This is a genomic window from Providencia alcalifaciens DSM 30120 (genome assembly GCF_000173415.1).
Classification (GTDB): domain Bacteria; phylum Pseudomonadota; class Gammaproteobacteria; order Enterobacterales; family Enterobacteriaceae; genus Providencia; species Providencia alcalifaciens.
Genome location: NZ_ABXW01000004.1, coordinates 326,316 through 351,794, shown reverse-complemented (window position 1 = coordinate 351,794; position 25,479 = coordinate 326,316). Strand labels below are relative to the sequence as shown.

General features: G+C 42.2%; 23 protein-coding genes and 2 tRNA genes. 3 read left to right on the top strand and 22 right to left on the bottom strand.

Annotated features, from left to right (window positions below):
- Positions 1–4 precede the first annotated feature (4 nt).
- The 14 genes from PROVALCAL_RS02080 to gpt all read right to left on the bottom strand — a co-directional run bounded on the left by PROVALCAL_RS02080 (position 5) and on the right by gpt (position 14,786).
- Positions 5–81: transfer RNA gene (locus PROVALCAL_RS02080), tRNA-Arg, on the bottom strand.
- Between the two features lie 11 nt (positions 82–92).
- A tRNA-Ser gene (locus PROVALCAL_RS02075) sits at positions 93–185 on the bottom strand.
- 436 nt (positions 186–621) lie between these two features.
- On the bottom strand, positions 622–807 hold the full coding sequence (gene csrA / locus PROVALCAL_RS02070; protein WP_004264815.1) for a carbon storage regulator CsrA: 186 nt from the start codon (positions 805–807) through the stop codon (positions 622–624).
- A gap of 226 nt (positions 808–1,033) precedes the next feature.
- Positions 1,034–3,661, bottom strand: a complete 2,628-nt coding sequence (gene alaS, locus PROVALCAL_RS02065; protein ID WP_006657415.1) for an alanine--tRNA ligase — start codon at positions 3,659–3,661, stop codon at positions 1,034–1,036.
- 325 nt (positions 3,662–3,986) lie between these two features.
- Positions 3,987–5,054, bottom strand: a complete 1,068-nt coding sequence (gene recA / locus PROVALCAL_RS02060; protein ID WP_006657414.1) for a recombinase RecA — start codon at positions 5,052–5,054, stop codon at positions 3,987–3,989.
- 92 nt (positions 5,055–5,146) lie between these two features.
- Positions 5,147–5,662, bottom strand: coding sequence for a nicotinamide-nucleotide amidase (pncC, locus tag PROVALCAL_RS02055; RefSeq protein ID WP_039861424.1), 516 nt, complete (start codon positions 5,660–5,662; stop codon positions 5,147–5,149).
- Positions 5,663–5,676: 14 nt separating this feature from the next.
- The gene (gene lplT / locus PROVALCAL_RS02050) at positions 5,677–6,879 is read right to left on the bottom strand and encodes a lysophospholipid transporter LplT (RefSeq protein ID WP_006657412.1); all 1,203 of its coding nucleotides are present in this window, start codon (positions 6,877–6,879) and stop codon (positions 5,677–5,679) included.
- A 1-nt stretch (position 6,880) separates the two neighbouring features.
- On the bottom strand, positions 6,881–9,025 hold the full coding sequence (gene aas, locus PROVALCAL_RS02045) for a bifunctional acyl-ACP--phospholipid O-acyltransferase/long-chain-fatty-acid--ACP ligase (RefSeq protein ID WP_006657411.1): 2,145 nt from the start codon (positions 9,023–9,025) through the stop codon (positions 6,881–6,883).
- A gap of 126 nt (positions 9,026–9,151) precedes the next feature.
- Positions 9,152–9,649, bottom strand: a complete 498-nt coding sequence (gene aroL, locus PROVALCAL_RS02040; RefSeq protein ID WP_006657410.1) for a shikimate kinase AroL — start codon at positions 9,647–9,649, stop codon at positions 9,152–9,154.
- Between the two features lie 293 nt (positions 9,650–9,942).
- Entirely contained in the window at positions 9,943–11,196 is a 1,254-nt protein-coding gene (gene proA / locus PROVALCAL_RS02035; protein ID WP_006657408.1) for a glutamate-5-semialdehyde dehydrogenase, read from the bottom strand.
- 2 nt (positions 11,197–11,198) lie between these two features.
- Positions 11,199–12,302: a glutamate 5-kinase gene (gene proB / locus PROVALCAL_RS02030; RefSeq protein ID WP_039861422.1), complete on the bottom strand. Its 1,104-nt coding sequence runs from the start codon at positions 12,300–12,302 to the stop codon at positions 11,199–11,201.
- A 115-nt stretch (positions 12,303–12,417) separates the two neighbouring features.
- Positions 12,418–12,819: a sigma factor-binding protein Crl gene (crl, locus tag PROVALCAL_RS02025; RefSeq protein ID WP_039861406.1), complete on the bottom strand. Its 402-nt coding sequence runs from the start codon at positions 12,817–12,819 to the stop codon at positions 12,418–12,420.
- Between the two features lie 71 nt (positions 12,820–12,890).
- On the bottom strand, positions 12,891–14,141 hold the full coding sequence (gene frsA / locus PROVALCAL_RS02020; RefSeq protein ID WP_006662625.1) for an esterase FrsA: 1,251 nt from the start codon (positions 14,139–14,141) through the stop codon (positions 12,891–12,893).
- Between the two features lie 180 nt (positions 14,142–14,321).
- A complete protein-coding gene (gene gpt / locus PROVALCAL_RS02015; RefSeq protein WP_006662626.1) occupies positions 14,322–14,786 on the bottom strand; it encodes a xanthine phosphoribosyltransferase in 465 nt (154 codons plus the stop codon).
- 319 nt (positions 14,787–15,105) lie between these two features.
- Here gpt and pepD point away from each other — a divergent pair, with 319 nt between their 5' ends.
- Positions 15,106–16,566, top strand: coding sequence for a beta-Ala-His dipeptidase (gene pepD / locus PROVALCAL_RS02010; RefSeq protein WP_036962628.1), 1,461 nt, complete (start codon positions 15,106–15,108; stop codon positions 16,564–16,566).
- 71 nt (positions 16,567–16,637) lie between these two features.
- Here pepD and dinB read toward each other — a convergent pair whose 3' ends face one another.
- Positions 16,638–17,693: a DNA polymerase IV gene (gene dinB, locus PROVALCAL_RS02005; protein WP_006657402.1), complete on the bottom strand. Its 1,056-nt coding sequence runs from the start codon at positions 17,691–17,693 to the stop codon at positions 16,638–16,640.
- A gap of 233 nt (positions 17,694–17,926) precedes the next feature.
- Here dinB and PROVALCAL_RS02000 point away from each other — a divergent pair, with 233 nt between their 5' ends.
- Both PROVALCAL_RS02000 and PROVALCAL_RS01995 read left to right on the top strand, forming a co-directional pair.
- Entirely contained in the window at positions 17,927–18,823 is an 897-nt protein-coding gene (locus tag PROVALCAL_RS02000) for a glycerophosphodiester phosphodiesterase family protein (protein WP_006657401.1), read from the top strand.
- Positions 18,824–19,047: 224 nt separating this feature from the next.
- Entirely contained in the window at positions 19,048–19,413 is a 366-nt protein-coding gene (locus PROVALCAL_RS01995; protein WP_006657400.1) for a hypothetical protein, read from the top strand.
- A gap of 69 nt (positions 19,414–19,482) precedes the next feature.
- On the opposite strand, the gene nqrM is transcribed toward PROVALCAL_RS01995, so the two are convergent.
- From nqrM to PROVALCAL_RS01960, 7 genes are all read right to left on the bottom strand, one after another.
- Positions 19,483–19,710, bottom strand: a complete 228-nt coding sequence (nqrM, locus tag PROVALCAL_RS01990) for a (Na+)-NQR maturation NqrM (protein ID WP_006657399.1) — start codon at positions 19,708–19,710, stop codon at positions 19,483–19,485.
- A 15-nt stretch (positions 19,711–19,725) separates the two neighbouring features.
- Entirely contained in the window at positions 19,726–20,757 is a 1,032-nt protein-coding gene (locus PROVALCAL_RS01985) for an FAD:protein FMN transferase (protein WP_006657398.1), read from the bottom strand.
- 230 nt (positions 20,758–20,987) lie between these two features.
- Positions 20,988–22,214: an NADH:ubiquinone reductase (Na(+)-transporting) subunit F gene (gene nqrF, locus PROVALCAL_RS01980; RefSeq protein ID WP_006657397.1), complete on the bottom strand. Its 1,227-nt coding sequence runs from the start codon at positions 22,212–22,214 to the stop codon at positions 20,988–20,990.
- Positions 22,215–22,229: 15 nt separating this feature from the next.
- Positions 22,230–22,826 carry an NADH:ubiquinone reductase (Na(+)-transporting) subunit E gene (nqrE, locus tag PROVALCAL_RS01975; RefSeq protein ID WP_006657396.1) on the bottom strand — a complete coding sequence of 199 codons (597 nt, stop codon included), beginning with the start codon at positions 22,824–22,826 and terminating at the stop codon, positions 22,230–22,232.
- Positions 22,827–22,830: 4 nt separating this feature from the next.
- Entirely contained in the window at positions 22,831–23,460 is a 630-nt protein-coding gene (locus PROVALCAL_RS01970) for an NADH:ubiquinone reductase (Na(+)-transporting) subunit D (protein ID WP_006657395.1), read from the bottom strand.
- Positions 23,453–24,247 (bottom strand): Na(+)-translocating NADH-quinone reductase subunit C, encoded by a 795-nt coding sequence (locus PROVALCAL_RS01965; RefSeq protein ID WP_006657394.1) that lies wholly within the window; start codon positions 24,245–24,247, stop codon positions 23,453–23,455. Before PROVALCAL_RS01965 ends, PROVALCAL_RS01970 begins: the two co-directional genes overlap by 8 nt.
- Positions 24,240–25,478, bottom strand: a complete 1,239-nt coding sequence (locus PROVALCAL_RS01960; protein WP_006657393.1) for an NADH:ubiquinone reductase (Na(+)-transporting) subunit B — start codon at positions 25,476–25,478, stop codon at positions 24,240–24,242. Before PROVALCAL_RS01960 ends, PROVALCAL_RS01965 begins: the two co-directional genes overlap by 8 nt.
- Position 25,479 lies beyond the last annotated feature (1 nt).

The following is a 25,479-nucleotide window of genomic DNA, read 5'->3' as shown; positions in this document are numbered from 1 at the left end:
AAAATGGTGCATCCGGGAGGATTCGAACCTCCGACCGCTCGGTTCGTAGCCGAGTACTCTATCCAGCTGAGCTACGGATGCAGAGCCTAAAATGGCGGTGAGGGAGGGATTCGAACCCTCGATGCAGCTTTTGACCGCATACTCCCTTAGCAGGGGAGCGCCTTCAGCCTCTCGGCCACCTCACCATATTTTAGTCACATACGATTTGTTTTTCTTAAACATCTCGTCTCTGTGTGGCGCACATATTACTTTCCTAGACTTAGAAGTCAAACAATTTTTCCAAACTTTTTGCATTCCAACGATCGTTTGCACATTTCACAAGCAAGATGATTAGTTTAACACCGAAAAAGCCATATTTCTGTGCTTTTTTCCTTTTAATTATTCACTATTTCCCAATAGAAAATTCAGTAAAAAATTGATGAGGTTAAGCACTCTTTAGTTAACAGTATAAAAATGATACAGAAAAAAGCCGAGGTCACCCCAAGAAATAATGCTCAACATCAACGTAATGATGTCAGGCCAATAGGGAATCAAAAGGTATAGGAATATAGTTAGAGATAAAATAGGAGAGACAAGCGTCCATTATTGCTGTGTGATCACTCACTGGACGCTTATTTATTATTATTGATTGTCTGGTTGAGTCTTTTCGGCCTGGATCCGTTGATAAATTTCTTCACGGTGAACAGAAACCTCTTTTGGGGCATTAACACCAATACGTACTTGGTTGCCTTTTACGCCCAATACAGTCACTGTTACCTCATCGCCTATCATGAGTGTTTCACCAACTCGACGAGTCAGAATAAGCATTCTTTGCTCCTTGAAATATTAAAAGAGTCGGGTCTCTAGGTATTCCCCGCTATTGTCCATCACACACCGTGAAAACGTAAAGCAATGACATTCACCTAAAGCATTGATGCCATCAATGGCAATAATTCTAATTATTTACAAGCAAAATATAACACTACCGGCAACACATTAACAATGCTGCAACAGATTAAAGTTACCCCTCTAAAATGGGGTAACTTCACAGCAATTATAGTTTTGAATCAACCCATTGTTCGACACTTTCCATCGCTGTCGGTAATGCACTTACGTCAGTACCTCCAGCCATCGCCATGTCTGGTCGACCGCCACCTTTACCGCCTACTTGTTGAGCAACATAGGAGACCAAATCACCTGCTTTAATTTTAGCAGTCAAATCATTAGTCACACCAACAATTATACTGACTTTATCACCACTTGTGGTTGAAAGCACGATAATCGCCGATTTCAGCTGATTTTTTAGATCATCGACCATTGTTCTCAATAGTTTAGGATCAGTATCACTTAATTGACTAACTAACAGTTTGATACCTTTAACATCTTTCGCTTTACTACTTAGTGAAGCACTTTCTTGAGACGCTTGCTGATCTTTTAACTGCAAAATCTCTTTTTCAAGATTTCGTGATTTATCTAATGCAGCTTTGACTTTCTCAACTAAGCTATTCACGTCCCCCTTTAACAGATGGGCAATTGCAGAAAGCTGTTCAGATTGAGCATGTAAATGCTCCATGGCGGCGGCACCTGTTGTCGCTTCGATACGACGAACCCCTGCGGCGGTCCCAGATTCACTTAAGATACTGAATAATCCAATATCTCCCGTGCGGCTAGCATGCGTACCACCACATAATTCGATGGAGAAATCCCCCATACTCAGAACACGTACGCGCTCTTCATATTTTTCACCGAATAATGCCATAGCCCCTTTTGCTTTCGCACCCTCTAAATCCATCAACTCAGTTTCAATTTCTGAGTTTTGACGAATTTGCGCATTCACAATATCTTCTACTTGGCGTAATTGCTGCTGCGTCATCGCTTCGAAATGAGAGAAGTCAAAACGGAGATACTTGTCATTCACCAGCGAGCCTTTCTGAGAAACATGCTCACCTAACACTTGGCGTAACGCGGCATGTAATAAGTGAGTCGCAGAGTGGTTTAGACGAATTGCATTACGCCTTTCACTATTGACTATAGCTGCAATTCGATGGTTGACAACTAATGAGCCTGATTCAACTTTACCGACATGACCAATTGCTTGACCATATTTTTGGGTATCCGTCACCGTAAACTGAGCACTGTCATTCGTTAAAACGCCAGTATCACCAACTTGACCACCTGATTCAGCATAGAATGCAGTTTTATCAAGGATCACTAAACCTTCATCACCGGTATGCAATGAATCGACAGGCTGACCATCTTTATATAATGCGATGATCGTCGCTTGCTGTTCATCATGCTGATAGCCGGAGAATTCGCTGCGTTTATCAACTTTGATCAGGGCGTTATAGTCTGCACCAAAGCCACTTGACTCTCTTGCTCTGCGACGTTGATCTTCCATTGCTCGTTCAAAACCAGCTTCATCAACTTTGATGTTGCGCTCACGGCAAACGTCAGCAGTCAAATCTAGAGGGAATCCATAAGTATCATAGAGACGGAATGCAGTTTCGCCTTCCAGCGTATCACCTTTCAGTGATGCCAACTCTTCGTCTAATAATTGCAGACCACGTTCTAAAGTACGAGCAAACTGTTCTTCTTCAGTTTTTAAAACTTTCTCAACTAGAGCTTGTTGACGTTGCAGCTCTTCCGCAGCAGGTCCCATAACTTTAATCAAGGTAGAAACTAATTTATAGAAGAAAGTCTCTTTCGCACCCAGCATATAACCATGACGTACAGCACGACGAATAATACGACGTAAAACGTAGCCACGACCTTCGTTGGATGGGATAACACCATCACTGACGAGAAATGCGCATGAACGGATATGGTCAGCAATAACACGTAAGGATTTGTTGGATAAATCCGTTGCACCTGTTGCTTCGGCGGCCGCAGCAATCAGTTCACGGAAAATATCAATTTCATAGTTAGAATTAACGTGTTGCAGAACCGCAGAAATACGCTCTAACCCCATCCCTGTATCTACAGATGGTTTTGGCAGAGGTTCCATTGTACCGTCTGATTGACGGTTAAACTGCATAAAGACCAGGTTCCAAATTTCAATATAACGGTCGCCATCCTCTTCAGGACTACCAGGAGGTCCACCCCAGATATGATCACCATGATCATAGAAGATTTCGGTGCAAGGACCACAAGGACCTGTGTCGCCCATCTGCCAGAAGTTGTCAGATGCGTAAGGCGCGCCTTTATTATCACCAATGCGAATAATACGTTCGACAGGAACACCAATTTCTTTGTTCCAAATATCGAAAGCTTCATCATCTGTTGCGTACACAGTAACCCACAATCTTTCTTTTGGTAGGTTAAACCATTGTTCGCTAGTTAAAAGTTCCCATGCAAAGCGAATAGCATCGTGTTTAAAGTAATCACCGAAGCTAAAGTTGCCTAACATTTCAAAGAATGTGTGGTGGCGAGCAGTATAGCCCACGTTTTCTAAGTCGTTATGTTTACCACCTGCACGTACACAACGTTGTGCGGTTGTCGCTCGGGAATATGCTCGTTTATCCAGACCAAGAAATACATCTTTGAACTGGTTCATCCCTGCGTTAGTGAACAATAGTGTTGGGTCATTATTTGGCACTAGCGAACTGCTGGCTACCACCTGATGACCTTTCGTATGGAAAAAGTCGAGAAACGCTTGACGGATCTCAGCGGTGCTTTTACTCATATTTATCCCGATATCAAGCTGAAAACAGAATTACGAATTGTTGAGATGGAATGTAACATCACCTCTAATCAACTCTCCGATTAAAAAGTGACTGATAAGATAAAGTCTCTTTGTATAGAAGTAAAATATAGATACATCCATTCGCGGCTTTCATTGTAAAGCGTCTGAATATTTTCTGAAAGTATGTTTATACCTCTGGCTGGGGTATTTTTCCACAGAAAAACTGTTCAATAAACTATTATTGTGATAAGCAGACACAAAAAAGCGCCATTCAATTAAGAATAGCGCTTTTTATTTTAAATTATTTCAACACGTTACTATTGAATTAAAATTCTTCTGGTACTTCTTCTTCATCAGAATCATTGATGAAATCAGTCGCTGCACTCTTAAATTCACCTGTGTGGTTTAATAATAAATCACGCAGTTTAGTATCAATTTCCTGTGCTACTTCAGGGTGCTCTTTCAAGTAGGTTGTTGAGTTAGCTTTGCCTTGACCAATCTTGTCACCATTATAGCTATACCAAGCACCTGCTTTTTCAATTAGCTTGTGTTTAACCCCTAGGTCAATCAACTCACCAAAGGTGTTGATACCTTCACCATATAGAATTTGGAATTCAGCCTGTTTAAATGGCGCCGCAACTTTGTTTTTTACGACTTTAACACGGGTTTCGCTACCAACGATCTCTTCACCGTTTTTCACTGCACCAATACGACGGATGTCTAAGCGAACAGAAGCATAGAATTTCAGCGCGTTACCGCCAGTTGTAGTTTCTGGGTTACCAAACATCACACCAATCTTCATTCGAATTTGGTTGATGAAGATCAGCAAGGTATTTGAGTTTTTCAGGTTACCGGCTAATTTACGCATTGCTTGGCTCATCATACGAGCCGCAAGACCCATATGTGAATCACCGATTTCACCTTCAATTTCTGCTTTTGGCGTTAACGCAGCAACGGAGTCAACGATGATAACATCCACAGCACCAGAACGAGTGAGTGCATCACAGATTTCTAATGCTTGCTCACCGGTATCAGGTTGAGAACACAGCAGATTATCAATATCGACGCCTAGTTTTTTTGCATAGATAGGGTCAAGAGCATGCTCAGCATCGATGAATGCGCACGTTTTACCGCTACGTTGAGCAGCCGCAATAACTTGTAAAGTTAACGTCGTTTTACCTGAGGATTCAGGACCGTAGATTTCAACAATACGCCCTAATGGCAAACCACCTGCACCTAAAGCAACGTCAAGAGATAAAGAACCTGTTGAAATGGTTTCAACATCCATTGTACGGTCTTCACCGAGACGCATAATAGATCCTTTACCGAATTGCTTTTCGATTTGACCTAATGCTGCCGCAAGTGCTTTTTGTTTGTTTTCATCAATAGCCATGTTTACTCCCTATGGCAATGGTTGAAACCATTGCGAATAAAACGATTGAATTCGATTTGTTGAAACTAAGTATACTGTATAATCATACAGTATCAAGGAAATTTTTCAGATATTAACTGCAAAAGCATTTTTAGCGCATAACCAGTTGATTGCAAACGAACTTGATTCCGATCACCTTGAAATATCTGATGTCGAGTCACGACATCGACAGTACCATTTGCCTGCTTTAATGCAAAACCAAACCAGACTGTACCAACAGGCTTTTCTTGGCTACCGCCACCTGGTCCTGCAATACCACTGACCGACATTGCAAAATCGGCTTGCGCTTCATGTAATGCCCCAACAGCCATTTCTTGTACTACTTGCTGGCTCACTGCACCAAACTGCTCTAGTGATAAATTTGTCACTCCAATCATTTGGTGCTTGGCTTCGTTACTGTAGGTCACAAATCCACGATAAAAATAGGCTGAACTACCAGAAATATCTGTCAAGACTTTAGCAATCCAGCCGCCAGTACAAGACTCAGCCGCAGTGACTGTTTTACCCAATTGCAGTAAGCGTTGTCCTAACTGAATACTTAATGTTTCGAGTTGCTTCTCACCTATCATTTGGCTATTCACCATTATGCTGTTTTTTTACGGGCGCGATCCCACATCCACAATCCCGCGATCGCCACTGCAAATACGACACCAAAACCAACGCCGACACTCACCACGGAGAACCCGACCTTCATTGCCAGAGAATATAACCCCAGCATTAATAGCATCGCGCTGTTTTCTCCCAAATTTTGTACTGCGATAGCATTCCCTGCCCCAACAGTTTCTTTACCTTTTTCCTGAAGTAATGCATTCAATGGAACAACAAATAATCCACCAAAAACGCCTAATACCATCAAGATGAAATAAGAAGGAATAATATGAGTTTGTAGTGACAGGAATACAACCATGACCCCAATCACAATTCCGGCAGGAATACAGCGATAAACCGTTTTTAAGGTAATAAATTTTGCCGCTAATCCTGCTCCAACGACAATTCCCACCGCAACCATCGCATTCAAAATAGTTGGCGTTGTGTTATCTTGCAAACCTAGTGCTATAGGTACCCACGCCACCAGCAAGAAACGCAACGTCACTCCGGCTCCCCAGAACATACTGGTTCCTACAAGGGAAAAACGGCTCTCTTGGTTCGCCCATAAAATACGACAGGCAGAAAGAAAGTCCATCAGTAACTGTTTAAAATTCCAGCCTGTACCTGGCCTCGCCGCCGCCAAATGAGGAATGAAAAAGTTAACAATTACGGCTAAAGCATACAGTAAGGAACACGTGCCTAATGCCAGCAATAAATTAATATCGGAAAGTATACCACCAACAACCGAGCCAACTAGAATTGCTGCGATAGTGGAAGCTTCCATTAAACCATTAGCTTTAACTAAATTATCACCACCGGTCAATTCCCCCAAAATACCGTATTTTGCTGGAGAATAAGCTGCAGCACCGACGCCCACTAACCCGTAACACAGGAATGGGTTAACCCCTAAGCAAATCCCCAGAGCCCCAACAAATTTAAATATGTTGGAAAATAGCATGACTCGGCCTTTAGAAAACCGATCCGCTATTTGCCCCACAAACGGTGCCAACACGATATAGGTGAAGACAAATACCATCTGTAAAATAGGGTGGCTCCATTCTGGGTAAAACTCAGATTTTAGCTGAGCTAATATCGCGAATAGCAATGCGTTATCTGCAAATGCAGATAAAAACTGAGACGTCAGAACCGCTTTCATTCCAGTACTCATTAATGGCGTATTTGGTGTACTTTCTTGCATATTAGTCCCCTAACGCCATCTGTTTTAATGTGACAAAATCAGTTTTTCCGCTACCCAATACAGGCAGCGATTTCACCCAGCGAATATCTCGTGGAACCGCTAATTCTGTTAAACCTTTTCCTTTTGCCGCTGCTGATAGGGCACTTCTGTCGAGATCTTTATCAGTCGTAAATAGGACTAATGCCTCCCCTTTACTACTATCTGGTTTGGTTACGACACCGTGCTCGTAACTTGGCGAAATTTCAGACGCCATCTGCTCAATACTTTCTAGGGAAACCATTTCCCCCGCTAATTTAGCAAATCGCTTAACTCGCCCCTTAATGGTGCAGAAGTTTTTATTGTCCAGCTCAACAATATCACCCGTGTCATACCAGCCTGATTCTAATTCACCTTGCGCATTTTCCGCTTTCGGTTCTTCGAGTACACCCGGCGCCTCTACGCGCAAATAGCCCTTCATTATATTAGGACCTTTCAGCTGAAGTTTTCCGCCATGTTCAATACCTGGTAACGGAATAATACGGGCTTCCATACAGGGTAAAATTTGCCCCACTGAGCCTTCTTTTGCTGCCATTGGTACATTAATAGATACAATTGGTGCACACTCAGTCACGCCATAGCCTTCAAGAATTCGAATACCAAATTTGTCGTACCAAATTTTCTTGGTTTTATCCGAAAGCTTTTCTGCGCCCGCAACAACATAACGAACTCTTGCAAAATCATACGGATGAGCAAAGCGTGCGTAATGCCCCAAGAACGTTGACGTACCGAATAAAACCGTACAATTTCGGTCATATACCAGTTCTGGAATAATTCGATAATGTAACGGGCTTGGATATAAGAAAACTCGGCTACCCGAAAATAGTGGAATAAATAATCCGACGGTTAATCCAAAGGCATGGAATAAAGGCAGTGATGACATAAAACGATCACGCGGAGTAAAATCAGCAATCGTTTTGATCTGCTCAACGTTAGCCATCAAGCTACGGTGACTGTGTACAACTCCTTTAGGGGTACCTTCGGAGCCTGAAGTGAACAAGACAATCGCTTCATCATCGATATTACGAGGAACAATCGCCTTACGCGGTGAGAATAAATGCTTCACAATCCACAACTTATTTTGGAGCGTCACGGTGTCTTTTAAATCTTCAAGATAAATCCATGTTGCTTCGGGTACTTGCTCCGGAATATGGGTGAGTTTCCCTTTTTCCAAAAATTGTCGTGAAGTAAAAATCACTTTTGCCGTTGAGGCTTTTAAAGCATTACTGATCCCATGACTTCCCGCCGTGTAATTCAGCATCGCAGGCACTCGCCCGCGCATTAAACAGCCGAAAATTGCTGCAGCTGTCACTGTCGCATTGGGTAGCAATAATCCTACACGCTCATTTTCATGGGTATAGCGTTCGATAATTCGCCCAACACCAAGTGACTTTTTGAGCAGCCCTTGATAGCTATCTTCTTTGAACGAAATATCCTCAATACAGCGAGAACGGCGTCCATAACGTTCAATACTATCAATAAAGGCTTCGACCAATGTCATTTCTGGGCGACTCGCCATGCGCGCCGCTTTCATAATTTGATAAAGATGTTCACCGGCTAAGGCTCGACGCTCGACGGCGCGAGGCGCATCCGGCATTGGAATACTTTCAGCAGGTAAAATATGTAATGTGATTTTTGGAAACCACTTTAACGGGATAATGCCCTTTAAGCGTCCAAAGTAGCTTCTTTCTGCGCCATCAATACGAATTGGCACCACTTTGGCACCTGACTTAGCAGCGACAAAGGCGGCCCCTTCATAGATCTTCATCAAAGAGCCGTGAACAGTAATGCGCCCTTCAGGAAAAATAACAATCGGACGCCCTTTATCCACTTCACGAACAAGGTGTCGAAGACCTAATGGATTTTTGGGATCTAATGCAACAATATCCGCATAAGGCTTGAGCCGCTTGATCATCTTAGGCGTTGCCACAGAACTATACATGGCAAAGACTGGCTTCACAGGTAAAAACAGTGCGATCAACACACCATCAAGAAAAGAAACATGGTTCGGCGTAATGATGCATTTGTCTTGATTGAATTCATTCGTATTACCAATGACTTCTACGCGAAACAAAAACCTCAGTACTTTTTTTATTATTTTTGCCAACATAATGATTCCCTTTCTTATGGTGATAATTTTATCTATTGATTAACAATTAGATACTACAATAATTATCTCGTGACCAGCCGCCCTCATTAAGAGGTTTATTCCTAAAGGCGTGAGTACACCTGACATTTATCTCAAATTTGCGATCTGCTTAATAATAGCATCAATGGATTGATTGGCATCAATAACGTGGTGGGCAGTGGATAAATAGATAGGATCGCGCTGCGTCATCACTTCTTCAATTTCTTCAAGCAGTGATTTCCCCGTTAAACTCGGTCGCTGCTCCGCTTGCGGTTCTGCCGCTAATCTCTTTACCAGTGTTTCTGGCGTTGAGCGTAAATAAATAACAGTGCCATTTTCTCGCATAACCTGCTGATTTTCTGGTGCTAAAATAATACCGCCACCTGTAGAAACAATGGCATCTTGCGACTCAATTGACGCAAGAATTTGACTTTCAAGTTGCCGAAAATAATTCCACCCCTGTTGCTGAACAATATCAGCAATGCTCATTCCTGCGCGCTCCAGAATAAGTTTGTCGGTATCGATAAATTGGTAACCCGTTTTCTCAGCGAGTTTCTTACCAATCGTTGTCTTTCCTGAACCTCTTGGACCAATAATGTAAAACATTAATATTCATCCCTTCATCATGATTTCTATGATAAATTTTCCACACACATGCTTCTAGCCGGTTAGCCAAAATGGCGAATAATTTAAAAAAATAAAGCCACACTCAGTGTGGCTCGAACCATTTTAAAACCTATTGGGTTTGGAAATGGTACTTTAGAGTTGTAAAAATAAACGAGGAAAATCAATTTATTGATTTTCACCTGATAACACAAAGAGGGAAAAACCACGCTTTTATCCCTCTTTGTCTGCAACTTAAGTCACACTCAGTGTGGCTTAAGATTATTATTGTTAGATTATGGACGACTCAAAAAATCCCCGTAACCAATCCATTTATACGTTGTCAGAGCATCTAATCCCATTGGTCCACGAGAATGGAGTTTTTGGGTGCTTACTGCCACTTCGGCACCGAGTCCAAACTGTCCACCATCAGTAAAGCGCGTACTAGCATTAACGTACACCGCAGCCGAATCCACACGTTGAACAAAATAATCTGCTTGGCGAATAGATTCCGTCAAAATAGCATCTGAATGTGCGGTGCCATAATGGCGAATATGCTCGATGGCAGCATCAATATCCGAGACAATTTCAACATTAAGATCAAGAGATAACCATTCATCGACTAAATTTTCAGCTTGAACAGGTACCACTTTCGCTGCGCCACCTTTTAAAAATGCCATTGCTTTCTCACTCGCATGCAACGTCACTTGCTGTTGTGCCATTTTCTCACTTAGGCGCGGCAAGAAACTCGCGGCAATATCTTCATGAACTAACAACGTTTCTAACGAGTTACATGCACTTGGTCGCTGAACTTTAGCATTGGTAATCACGCTCAGTGCTTTATCAAAGTCCACCGAATCATCAACAAACGTATGGCAAACACCAATTCCCCCAGTAATGACTGGGATCGTCGATTGTTCACGGCATAATCTATGTAAGCCAGCACCACCGCGTGGGATCAACATGTCAACATAGCGATCTAACTTTAATAATTTTGTCACTAATTCGCGATCGGGATTATTGATAGCCTGTACCGCATCCGCAGGTAGTCCACTGTTTTTTAACGCTTGTTGAATCACATTAACTACTGCGAGATTCGTATTATGCGTCTCTTTTCCGCCACGCAAAATAACAGCATTTCCCGTTTTTAAGCACAAGGAAGCGACATCGACCGTTACGTTAGGACGAGCTTCGTAAATAACCCCAATGACCCCTAACGGGACACGACGGCGCTGTAAATTCAATCCGCTATCGAGCTCGCTGCCATCGAGGATTTGTCCTACTGGATCTGCCAGTTGACATACCTTTCTAACATCATCCGCAATACTTTTTAAACGTGATGGCGTCAGTAATAAGCGATCTTGTAACGCTTCGCTCATACCACTTTGTTGGGCTTGCGCCATATCTAACTGATTTGCAGCTAAGATACTTGCGCTTTCTTGTTCTAACAGATTAGCAATTTGCTCAAGTGCCAAATTTTTTTGTTTTGTGTTTAATTGAGCCAACTGCCATGACGCCTCACGCGCCGCTTTACCCATTTGTTCTAACATAATTAACTCACTATCATATCGTCGCGATGAACGGCTACAGAGCCGTGTTCATAGCCAAGGATTTTACCAATATCTTGGGAATGATGACCCGCAATCATTCTGAGTGCATCACTATTATAATGACTCACGCCGTGTGCCAAATCTTTACCTGCCATATTGCGAATACGGATCACTGCACCACGAGAGAAATCGCCTTCAATTTTCTTAATACCCTTTGGTAACAATGAACTACCTTTTTCTGTAATCGCTAATTGTGCGCCATCATCAATATAAACATCCCCTGCCGCAGGTGCGCCAAAAATCCAACGTTTACGATTTTCCATTGGATTTTTTTGACCATAGAAACGGGTTCCAACGGGAATATTTTCAATCACCGCATTAATGACATCGGGCTTATTACCCGCGGCGATAATCACATCAATTCCAGCACGCCCCGCAACATCCGCAGCCTGTAACTTCGTTGCCATTCCACCAGTGCCTAATCCCGTTACGCTGTCCCCAGCCACACGACGTAATTCATCATTTATACCGCGCACTTCAGGGATCAATTTAGCATCCGGATTACTGCGCGGATCCGCATCGTATAAACCTTCAATATCGGTCAATAGCAGTAATTTATCGGCATCTCCGAGAATTGCAGCCAGTGCGGATAAGTTATCATTATCCCCGACTTTAATCTCTGCGGTTGCTACAGCATCATTTTCGTTAATTACTGGAATAATGCCATTATCTAATAGCGCTTGCAGTGTGTCGCGAGCATTAAGAAACCGCTCACGATCTTCAAGATCGGCACGCGTTAATAACATTTGACCAATATGAATACCATAAATGGAAAAAAGTCTTTCCCATAATTGAATTAAACGACTTTGACCGACTGCCGCCAGCAGCTGTTTAGATGCAATGGTAGCGGGCAGTTCGGGGTAATTGAGATGTTCACGCCCAGCGGCAATTGCACCTGATGTGACAATAATAATTCGGTGACCCTTTTCATATTGCTGCGCACATTGTCGAACCAGCTCAACAATTTGAGCTTGATTTAAACGACGTGAGCCCCCTGTTAAGACACTCGTGCCAAGTTTAACCACAAGTGTTTGGCTATTTTTCATCATTTTTCTGCCATTAGGATTAATAAATACAAAGTGGGTATCAGTTTTATCAGGAGATGCGCGTTATGCCAACAGGCATAACGCAAAATTAAACAAAAGTTGGTTTAAAACAATTTTATGCGCTTAATTCCAGCTTTAATTCTGTCATCAAGGGAGAAGGGAACAAGCTTAACTCAAGGGCAGATAATTGTTGGGAAAGGCGTTGATGGAAGGCGTGCAAATTCTTTTCTACCGCTTCCGCCGTTGACCCATCCTTCAAAGTTTTCGTTTGCCATTTTCCCTGACCAGTATAGATCCCTAAATTATAGGCAAATTCGAATCCATTATCGGTGGAGGCTAACTCTAACCACCACCCCCAGAATTCACGTTTTTCTGGCACAACATTCGCATTAACGCAAACCACCAAACTATCAAAAAAATAACAATTTTTGACAGATTGTTGTTCACGTAAATAAGGACCCATTGCAGCAAACTTCTTTAAAAATTTTCCATTCGTGTAATCAGTCGGTAACGCCATATTAAGGATCTCCTTCTTGGGAAGATCCCTTTTTAACAAATGTTAAAAAATAAGCAAGTTATTCAATAGAATTATAATATTTTACTTTCTAACCATTTCGTTGTTTCTGACATGGAACGCTCAAAAGCCTCTAAAACAGGGTTACTTGGCAACATCAATAAATGACTATCCATAGATGAGCGAGCAATTAAATCTGAATCAGCCTTCGGACTATAAGGATCATTTTTGAAACAGACCGTCATCATTGGAACTTGATTACGACGCCCCAGTAACCCTTGCTTCCGAAGAGAATAGCAACTTAATTCATGACGTAACGATTGACCATCGACTTGATAAATACCCAGACGGCTGGCAAAAACATCCAATGCCATACGCGGAATGTCTTTTTGATATTTTTCTTCATGCAGCAGGCTGTGAACAATCGGACCTAATACCGCAACGGCTTTAATTTTATCTGGGCACATGTACGCTAAACGTACAGCAATATTCGCGCCAAAGCGGATCCCAGTGATAGCAAATCGTGTATGGTCAATCCATGGAATGGTATCGAGTTGACGAACAACTTGCTCATGTAACGTGCTAGTTTCTTGCGAAAGGCTATATTTCCCTGAATAACCTATCGATGGCATATCCAATGTTAACATCGCAATACCACGAGGCTCTAAATAGTCTCTAAAGTAACGGCTATAATCGGTTTGTAAGCTATCGAGCATGCCACATACCATCACCGTTGGATAAGGTCCTTGTACATTGGATGGGATATGAAGAAATCCACAAACCTCTTTGCCACCATCCACTTTGAATGGGATTTTTTTCAATTGATACTGAGAGAATTTTGCTGCGCTATCATAAGCTTTACACGCTAAAACAATGGCTTGATCTGCAAGTTCATCCCCTTTAATAAACGGGTATGCAGCAATGCTATATAAGTTTGCTGCGCGTAGCCATGCATCACAGGCTTCTTGACCTTTTTCAAATTCTAACGCTTTTTGTTGCCACTTCATGGCTTGGTGGGACCATTCAAAGCACCAATTTCCACGGCGATTGCCAATCACAGTATCGAGCCACTCTTCTCGGCTACGTTTAGCATCCGAGATAGCAATACGGCTTAAGACTTCTTCAATTTCAATGGCATCAATACCACGCCAGATCCACATCAAGCGATTAAGCATGCGATACCAATGATTATGCTGAGAACCACTTAATACACTGTGGTTTTGTAATTGCGACAGAGTATGGGAGGAATAAGAAACCAAAGTCGATGTTTCAACTTGCCTAACGCGAGGTTTAAACAGTTTTTCGGATAAATTTTGCTGAGTCATGTGGATTCCCTACTTTTACCAATTAAATCTGTCACATAAACAAAAAAGGGAGTGCATAATGCACTCCCTTCTATCATATCGTGTTTCGCTAAAATCACTTAGGTAATAATGTGGAGTTTTTTATAAAACAACCACTACCTACAACAGCTTAACCCAATAGGCTTATTTATCTTGTTCACACTATTTATCTTGTTCACACAAGGGATCAATAAACACAACGCCCATATCCCAAGGCTGTTCAATCCAAGTGTTTTGAGGGATATCAACAACATAGTCATCAACTAATGGACGACCAGCTGGTTTTGCAAAGATAGTGACAAAGTGTGCTTTTGGATACATATCGCGGATCGCTTTCGCTGTACCGCCAGTGTCCACTAAATCGTCAATCACGATAAAGCCTTCGCCATCGCCTTCAGCGCGTTTAATCACGTTGAGTTCACGCTGATTATCGTGGTCGTAGCTAGAGATACAAACGGTATCAACATGACGAATACCCAGCTCACGCGCTAACAGTGCAGCAGGAACTAGACCACCGCGACTAACGGCAATAATACCAGTCCATTGTTTTGCTGGTAATAAACGTTGTGCGAGTTTACGGGCATGTATTTGCAACATATCCCACGTTACGACATATTTTTCGCTCATAAAATTCGGGTCCCGAAGGTGAGTAAAACAGAAATGTGTCTTGCGGAAAAAAGGTTGCGCGAGATTATAGTGATTTGGCGCAGGAAAAACCAGCGAAACCATCCCACTAAATGAATAATTCTTATTAACGCTCTCCATTATTCGATGTAAAGTGTTATGCTGAATCAATACATAAAACCGCTTAAAACTTGAGTTATTACACTTAAGTACAATCTTAAATTAAGTGGTGAACGCCGTCAGTCGATTGTTTTGGGTGTGAGCCAATCTCTAGCTTGAAATATGACGGGAAGATTACGATAAAAGTACCAAGGAGAAGAACGTGTCACAATTATCAACGCTAAAACCACAACCACTGTGGGATATTTTCGCAAAAATCTGCTCCATTCCGCATCCATCAAAACACGAAGAAGCTTTAGCCGCTCACATCATGGAATGGTCTAAAGGAAAAGGTTTTCACGTTGAACGCGACCAAGTTGGTAATATTTTAATCCGTAAACCAGCAACTGCGGGTTATGAAAACCGCAAACCTGTCGTACTGCAAGCTCACTTAGATATGGTGCCGCAAAAAAATAACGACACAGAGCACGATTTCACGAAAGACCCTATCCGTCCTTATATTAATGGTGAGTGGGTAACCGCTGAAGGCACAACATTAGGTGCAGATAACGGTATTGGTATGGCATCTGCATTAGCTGTATTAGCTGATGAAAGTGTTGAGCACGGTCCATTAGAAGTCTTGCTGACTATGACCGAAGAAACAGGTATGGATGGCGCTTTCGGCTTACAACCAAACTGGTTACAAGCAGATATTCTGATCAACACAGACTCAGAAGAAGAAGGCGAAATTTACATGGGTTGTGCTGGTGGTATTGATTTCACCGCGACCTTTGATTTAACTCGCGAAGCATTACCGCAAGGTTATAAAACCTTTATTATGACACTGAAAGGTCTAAAAGGTGGTCACTCTGGTGGTGACATACACTTAGGTTTAGGTAATGCAAACAAATTGTTAGCTCGTTTCTTAGCAGGTCATGCTGAAGATTTAGGCTTAAAACTGTTGGAATTCACAGGCGGTACCCTGCGTAATGCAATTCCACGCGAAGGTCATGCAACCATTGCAGTACCTGCCGACAAAGTCGCTGAACTTACTGCATTAAGAGCACGCTATGAAGGCATTCTGAAAAATGAACTAGCAGCTGTTGAACCTAATTTAGTCTTACTGTTAGATGAAACGTCAAGTGACCTAAAAGCGCTGACAGATGATTGCCAACAACGTTTAGTTTTCTTCCTGAACGCGGCACCAAGCGGCGTAATCCGTATGAGCGATGTCGTGAAAGGCGTTGTTGAGACTTCATTGAATGAAGGCGTTGTCAACATGACAGAAGACAAAGCCGAAGTGATCTTCTTAATCCGCTCACTAATCGACTCTGGAAAAAACTACGTTGTGAACATGCTGACTTCACTGACTAAACTGGCGAAAGCTCAATACCGTGCTGAAGGTGGATACCCAGGTTGGCAGCCAGATGCAGACTCTCCAGTCATGCATATCGTCAGTGACACTTACCAAAAATTATTCGGTAAAATCCCAAATATCATGGTGATCCATGCAGGTCTTGAATGCGGTCTGTTCAAAAAACCTTACCCATTAATGGACATGGTATCAATTGGACCAACGATTCGCGGTGCTCACTCACCAGATGAACGCGTTCATATTGAAAGCGTAGGTCAATACTGGACATTATTAACCGCTATCTTGAAAGCTATTCCAGTTAAAAACTAATTCAACATTGGATTATCAATGTTATAAATATCAGGGTCATAAGCTACGGTTTATGACCCTATGTTTTTACTCTATAAAAATAATGAAAGCTGCCTTTCAATTTGTGGATTTTGCAACGTTACATGTAACCCGACCAATCTGACACCGCGCCCTGCCCTACGATTTTCCCAAGCCTGTTTTGCTAGCTGAATTAAGTCCTGTTTATTTATCGTCGGATAGACATGTTCTTGTGTAGTTTGTTGGAAATCATCAAATTTTAGCTTCACGCCTTGGCGAGCAATACGTAAATCCGGCTTTACTTTCTCTAAACGAAAATGCAGTTCATCGTACAGCGTATCAAGTAACGGCAAGCAATCCTCCCATTGATGAATATCTTTCGCTAGCGTACGCTCAACCCCGACTGACTTACGTAAACGCTCAGGATTCACCGCTCGTTCATCAATACCATGGCAACGCTCCCACAGCGCCTGACCAAATTTCCCCATGCTTTTTATCAGTGCCAACATGTCATATTTCTGCACATCTGAACAGGTCAGCAACCCCATATCTGCGAGCTTTTGCGCCGTCACCTTACCGACACCAGGAATTTTTTTTAATGGAAGGGAGGCAACAAATGTGGGCAGTTCTTGCGGAGTGATCACAAACTGCCCATTGGGTTTATTCATATCAGACGCAATTTTTGCGAGAAATTTAATCGGTGCAATACCCGCAGAAGCCGTTAACTGTAACTCATCAAAAATTTGTTGGCGGATAGCCTCAGCGATGAGCGTGGCAGAGCCGTGAAGCTGTTGGCAATCAGTCACATCCAAATAGGCCTCATCTAAAGATAATGGCTCAATAAGATCGGTATAGCGGGCAAATATTTGCCGAATATGATGGGAAACTTCTTTATAGACAGCCATACGACCGGGGACCACCTTAAGGTGAGGACAAAGCTTTAATGCCAGAGCTGTCGACATCGCACTGTGCACCCCATAACGCCTCGCTTCATAATTCGCGGTGCTCAACACACCACGTCTGTCCGCACTACCTCCGACTGCAAGAGGAACATTACGTAAACTCGGGTCGTCACGCATTTCTATCGCTGCAAAAAAGCAATCCATATCAATATGAATAATTTTACGCATGATAGACGCTCCAACCAATGATTACTGAATAAATATACAGTTGTTTTATTAGCCACGCAACTTATTCATCTGATTGAAACGTATTTCTGAGACACTGTAAAAGCACGAAAAAACGAAAAGTTACTCCTAATTCATAGGCAAACTACTTACAACACAGCCTGAAAATATTAAAACAACCATTCAATTAACTTCATGTTAGTGCATTGAATTTACTATCATTATGGATTATACAAATGCAAATTATATCAACATCAATCCTCAAAAAGTCTGTCGCGATAGGCTTACTACTTTTGGCTAGTCAATCCGCTTTCTCCTTCACACCACATATTGTTGCACACCGTGCAGGTACGGCTGATGCACCAGAAAACACCCTTTATGCCATTGAACAAGCTAAAAACAATAAGGTTGATGCGATTTGGCTCACTGTGCAGCTCAGTAAAGACAACCAATTAGTCCTTTACCGCCCGAGTGACTTAGACGCGTTAACCGATAAAAGTGGATTCATTTCAGGTTACACCGCAAATCAGTTAAACCAAATCAATGCGGCTTACAAATTTAATCAGACACACAATCAACAATTGCCTGCGACACAGACCACCATCGTGACGCTAGAAGAGGTGTTAAAAAAATATCCTGATACCGTTTTTTATATCGATTTAAAATCGCCTGATGCAGATCCGAATAATCAAGCTCTCGCTATTCTGGCATTACTAAACAAAACCAATGCATTTAGCCAAGTTCGCTTTTATTCCACCAATGATGCATTTTTGAAAGCCCTGAAACCACTTTCAACTCAATTACAGTTATTTGAAAGCCGCGATGAAACACGCACTATGCTGGCAAATAGTGTCATGGACCACAAATGTTCTATTGAGAATGACAAATCTACCACGCGCTGGTACGGCTTTGAATTACGTCGCAAAGTTGAAGTTGTTGAGAAATACACGCTTGGGGAAGCTCGCTCCCCTGCCACCTTATCGTGGGATAAAGAAGCCATCGACTGTTTTAGAAAAAATGGCAACGCCTATATCATCGTGTTTGGTGTCAATAATCAAGATGACTACCAATTTGCTAAAGAAATTGGCGTGGATGCAGTGATGGTCGACTCACCAAAAGCCTTCAAAAAATAACATTAAAACTATTAAGCTACTTTTATTCAATAGCCTCTCATTTAATTTAAGTAGCTTATCTTTATTATAAATGACTCTCATATTTCATTTCTTTTCATTAATACATGATATTAAATATTAATTACATTTCAATACGATACTGCCAAACTCATTTTGAGGAAAATTTGAATCCTCAACATCTAGCTACAATATCATACCAAATAAAAACATGAGCAAGAGGTAATATGTCTATTTCAAAAGGCACGATATCAATTGAAAACAAATGGAATGAAACTATCAAGAAAGTTGAAATAATTTATAAAAGTAACGAGAGTGAATATGATAATGCCTTTGTCACATACAATTTATCTAATAATAAAACTCTCAATGATATATTTAATATCTCGTATTCCTCGACAGGGAAAAGTGAATGGATTGGAAACATAACGACGAGTGACGGTATAAAATGGAGTAGCGGCAATTTCCTAACGTGTAATGCAAATAAAGCTGAATATAGTCATATCATGATCAGCTTCGATGGGAATAAAAAAGAAATGCACGTTTCTTATCCTAGATTTAATTCATGCGCAAAAAAAATGAACCCAATTTAATTTCAATTAAAAATAAAAAACCTTAGCCATCAATCAATGACTAAGGTTTGTATTTATTACAGTTTAAAATCACAAAATGCGGTTTTTCTCTAACATTTTTTTGCGGGCTTCTTCACGCGCCATGCGCTTTTTACGTGCATCACATGGTTCGGGACAGTCACACACTTTTTCTACCCCGATACTACTCAAACCGCCACAGCTACCTTGGATACTTTTACGCTTGATGATATACCCAAGAGACATACCTAAAAATGCCAACAAAAATAAAGCAAAGGCTGCAAGAAAAACATTCAACATTTCGTTTTCCTCCTTTTACTGTTTTTTCTGTAAAAATGGTTCGAATGCTTTAGTGTAACGCTCTTCGAAACCTTTATCTGTCTTAATAATCATAAAAACAGGCACATTCATTTTTTCTGCTAAGGCTAAACCTGCTTCTGGTCCCATCACATTTAACCCTGTCGATAAACCATCCGCTGTCATACAGTCTTCGGCTAATACTGTAATTGAAACTAAATTATGGGAAATAGGCTTACCTGTTTTTGGATCGATGGTATGAGAAAAATGCACGCCATTTTGTTCAAAATAGTTACGATAATCCCCCGAAGTGGCAATCGATAAATCACCAGGTTCAATGATCTCTTGTGCCGTTTGGCTCACACCGTCAGTTGCCGGTTTTTCAATCGCAATACGCCACGGTGCATCTTTTCCATTTTTCCCTTTGGTACGGACTTCACCACCAATATCAACCATATAATCATTGATATTGATGGACTCCAAATATTCAGCAACCACATCAACGCCATACCCTTTAGCGATAGAGGATAAATCAACATACAGTTCAGGGATTGTCTTAATTAGGTTATTACCTTGAACAGAGAGTTTATCGATACCGATCCATGCACGGCGCTTTTCTAACTCTTCGTCAGTAGGTGCTTTAGTCACTCGACCTTCAGGCCCAAAGCCCCACAAATTAACCAGCGGTCCGACTGTGACGTCTAAACTGCCATCAGTAAGCTTGTTTATTTCAATTGCCTTGCTGACGACCTTTGCTGTCGCCGCTGACACTGGGAATGGTTCATTCACCTCATTGGATTGATTAAAACGACTTAATTCAGAACCAGGGCGATAGGTTGACATTTGGTCGTTGACTTCTTCCAAGCGTTTGTCAATTTCAGCTTGAATAGCTTCTGAAGAAGGCTCTGATGAGTCTGTCACGAACTTAACAGAATAATAGGTTCCCATGGTTTGTCCCTGAAGGTTCTTTTGTTCAGGTCCACCACATGCGGCAAGAAGGAGCGTCGCTGCGAATAGCAGCACTGGAGTCAATACTTTTCTGTTTAGCATAAAAATTTCTCAGCGTTAATTGTAAGCGCCCACTAGAGAAAGAGTAGGTGCTGAGACGTCTAACAAACTCAACATTCACAAATCTAGAGAATACTCACGTTTAAAATAGGAGCGCCTATTCGACGCTCCCTAGTTTACAACCAAAAAGAGGAAAAAAATCCTTTTTTCCTCTTTTTAGTCAATAAGCGCCCAGTCTTTTGGGCGCTTAACCGATAATTTAAAGCAACTAATCAGCCACCAAAATCATCCAGCAAGATATTTTCGTCCTCAACACCAAGGTCTTTTAACATCTTGATGACTGCAGCGTTCATCACTGGAGGTCCACACATGTAGAACTCACAATCTTCTGGTGCAGGATGATCTTTGAGGTAGTTTTCATACAAGACATTATGAATAAATCCTGTGTAACCGTCCCAATTATCTTCTGGCAAAGCGTCAGAAAGTGCAACATTCCATGTAAAGTTGTCATGTTCCGCAGCTAATTGATCAAAATCCTCTGTATAGAACATTTCACGTTTCGAACGTGCACCATACCAGAAACTGATCTTACGCTTAGTATCTAAACGACGTAATTGGTCAAAAATGTGGGAGCGCATAGGCGCCATACCCGCACCACCGCCGATAAAGATCATCTCAGCATCCGTCTCTTTCGCAAAGAACTCACCAAATGGTCCAGAGATAGTGACTTTATCACCTGGTTTCAATGACCAGATGTAAGATGACATAATACCTGGCGGTACATCTGGATTACGCGGAGGTGGCGTTGCAATACGCACGTTCAGCATAATAATACCGCGCTCTTCTGGATAGTTTGCCATTGAGTAAGCACGTACAGTTTGCTCTTTGACATCAGAAACATAGCGGAACAGATTAAATTTATCCCAATCTTCACGATACTCTTCAGGAACATCGAAGTCTGAGTACTTCACAACATGAGGCGGACATTCAATTTGAATATAGCCGCCAGCACGGAAGGGAACCACTTCACCGTTTGGAATTTTTAACTTCAGCTCTTTAATGAAAGTTGCTTTGTTATCATTAGAAATAACTTCGCATTCCCATTTTTTCACGCCGAAAATTTCTTCTGGCAATTCAATTTTCAGGTCTTGTTTTACGTTAACCTGACACGCTAAACGGCAACCTTCTTTCGCTTCACGCTTGTTGATATGAGATAACTCAGTTGGCAGAATGTCTCCACCACCCTCTTTGATTTTCACGCGACACTGACCACATGAACCACCGCCGCCACAGGCAGAAGAAACAAAGATACCTTGGTTAGCTAACATACCTAACAGCTTGTCACCTGCTGGAGCATCAAAACTCTTATCAGGATCACCGTTAACTTCAATTTTAATGTTCCCTGTATTGACTAACTTGGACTTTGCAAACAGGATTAAACCTGTCAGCGCCAAGACAATCAGGGTGAACATAACTACGCCTAGAATAATAATATCCATGAATTCTTCTCGCCTTTATAGCTGCACACCGGAGAAGGACATAAAGCCCAATGCCATCAAACCGGTCGTAACAAAGGTGATGCCTAACCCTTTTAGACCCGCAGGAATGTCTGAATACTTCATTTTTTCACGAATCGCTGCCATTAAGACAATCGCTAACATCCAACCAATACCAGAACCAAAGCCATACACGATGGATTCAGTAAAGTTGTAGTCACGCTGAGCCATGAAAGAAACACCACCAAAAATTGCGCAGTTTACGGTGATCAACGGCAAGAAGATCCCTAACGCGTTATACAATGATGGGAAGTAACGATCTAAAATCATTTCCAGAATTTGAACCAATGCCGCGATGACACCGATAAAGGTAATGAAGTTCAGGAAGGATAGGTCCACGCCTTCAACTAACGCACCGTCACGTAAAACCAAGTTGTACACTAAGTTATTCGCTGGAACGGAGATACCAAGTACCACCGTTACTGCAATACCCAGCCCAAAGGCAGTTTTTACGTTCTTCGATACTGCAAGGAATGTACACATCCCTAAGAAGAAAGCTAACGCCATGTTTTCGATGAAAATGGCTTTTACAAACAAGCTAATATAATGTTCCATGCTCTTAATCCTTCTCTATCTGAGCTGGTTTCAGAGTCCGTAGACCCCAAATCAGCATACCGATGATAAAGAATGCACTTGGCGCTAACAGGAATAAGCCATTTGGCATGTACCAACCACCATTTTGCAGTGATTCAAATACCGTGATACCAAACAGTTTTCCGGAACCAAAGAGCTCGCGAAGGAAGCCAACCAGAACCAGAATCACACCGTAACCAAGACCGTTACCGATACCATCCATAAAACTTTCGATTGGCGGCGCTTTCATTGCATACGCTTCAGCACGCCCCATCACGATACAGTTGGTGATAATCAAGCCAACAAATACCGAAAGTTGTTTCGAAATTTCATAGGCATAGGCACGTAAAATTTGGTCAACCACAATCACTAATGAAGCGATAATGGCCATTTGAACAATAATACGAACACTGCTCGGTATATAATTTCTAATTAATGAGATAAAAAAGTTAGAGAATGCGGTAACTAACGTTACTGCAATAGTCATAACCAGTGCAGTTTCCAGTTTTGTGGTAACCGCTAATGCAGAGCACACACCCAAAACCTGTAATGCAATCGGGTTATTATCAAACAAAGGTCCAAGTAGGACGCGTTTTACTTCTTTTGAATCAGCCATTATTCAGCGCTCCTTCACGAACTTTTTTCAGGAACGGACCAAAACCGTTATCACCCAACCAAAAATCAAACATATGTTGGATACCGTTTGACGTCAGCGTTGCACCTGAAAGACCATCGATACCATATGGGCTATCGGTGGCACCACCACGCACGATCTTGATTGCAGGTACCCCCTGCTCATTGAACAGTTTTTTACCTGGCCACTGTGCTTTCCATTGAGGGTTGTCAACTTCACCACCCAGACCCGGTGTTTCACCATGTGCATAGTAAGTAATACCACGCGAGGTTACGCCATCAATATCCACCGCAATAAAGGCATACATCACCGACCATAAACCAGAGCCGTAAACAGGCAGAATCACTTGAGTGACTTTCCCTTGTTCATCTTTAACCAGATAAATTTCGGCACTATTGGCACGACGACGAATCTTGGCAATATCTTCTGCGGGTGAAAGTGCGATGCTGCTCTCTTCGCTACGCAGCTCGCTATTTAAATCATAACGACTTACGCTGTCAGATAACTCATTCGTTTTGAAGTTCAGTAGCTTCGGTTCAATACGTTCGCCATACACTTTTTGAATTTCTTCTGCGCTCATTTTTGGTTGCAGCAGACCCGCAACACTCAAAATATTACGCTGAGTATCTAGCATTATTTGTTCTTGCTGCTGAGGTTTCAGACCAACCGCAGCACCGGCAACAACGACGGAACACACTAAGCAGAGAATGAAAACGACGAGAAATGTTCTGCCGACGCCATCTTTATTTACTGGTTTATCATTAGCCACGGGCTTTTCTCCGTTTAATATTTGCTTGAACGACCATATAGTCAAACAGAGGAGCAAACAGGTTGGCGAACAGGATTGCAAGCATCATCCCTTCAGGATATGCAGGGTTCACAACCCGAACAAGTACGCACATTACGCCGATCAAAATCCCATAAGCCCACTTGCCTTTATCAGTAAAGGAGGCAGAAACCGGGTCTGTCGCCATAAAGATCATACCGAAGGCAAAACCACCTAAGACCATATGCCACCACCATGGCATTGCAAACAGTGGATTGGTGTCTGAACCGATAAAGTTAAACAGGTAGGACATCGCAATCATACCCAGCATCACACCTGCCACGATGCGCCAAGAGGCGATACGGAAGAAGATGATAAATGCACCACCAATGAAGATCATCAAGGTAGAAACTTCACCAATTGAACCAGGCATATTCCCTAAGAAAGCTTGCATCCAAGTGATTGGCTCGCCAGTCACTGTGTTCACCAGTGAACTCACACCACCAGTCGCCCATTGGGACAGAGGCGTTGCACCAGAAAAACCATCCGCAGCAGTCCAGACTAAATCACCTGAAATTTGTGCAGGATAAGCAAAGAAGAGGAATGCACGACCCGCTAGTGCAGGGTTAAGGAAGTTACGACCTGTACCACCGAAAATCTCTTTTGCGACAACCACACCGAAGGTGATACCGAGCGCCGCTTGCCATAATGGAATGGTAGGCGGAACAATCAGCGCAAATAAGATTGATGAAATGAAGAAGCCTTCGTTGATTTCATGACCACGGATCATGGCAAACAACACTTCCCAGAAACCACCAACCAAAAAGACCACTAAGTAAATTGGTAGGAAGTAAACAGCCCCTAGCAGCATTTTGCTGCCCCAGCCAGCATCAGGTGTTAACGATGCACCTAATAACTGCGCAAGAGAATAATGCCAATCACTCGCTAAAACCTGCTGTAGTTCAGCGCCACTGTACAAATGATGCAGCGCGGGAATCGCTTGGTTACCGACGTTATACATACCCCAGAACATCGCTGGGAAAACCGCAAGCCAGACTAAAATCATCATGCGCTTGAGGTCGATAGTATCGCGTACGTGTGAGCGACCTTTTGTTACTGTGCCCGGCGTATAGAAGACTGTTACAACCGCTTCATACAATGGATAGAATTTTGCTAATTTTCCACCGGGTTCAAATTGGTGCTCATATTTTTCAAATAAATTTTTCAGACCCATG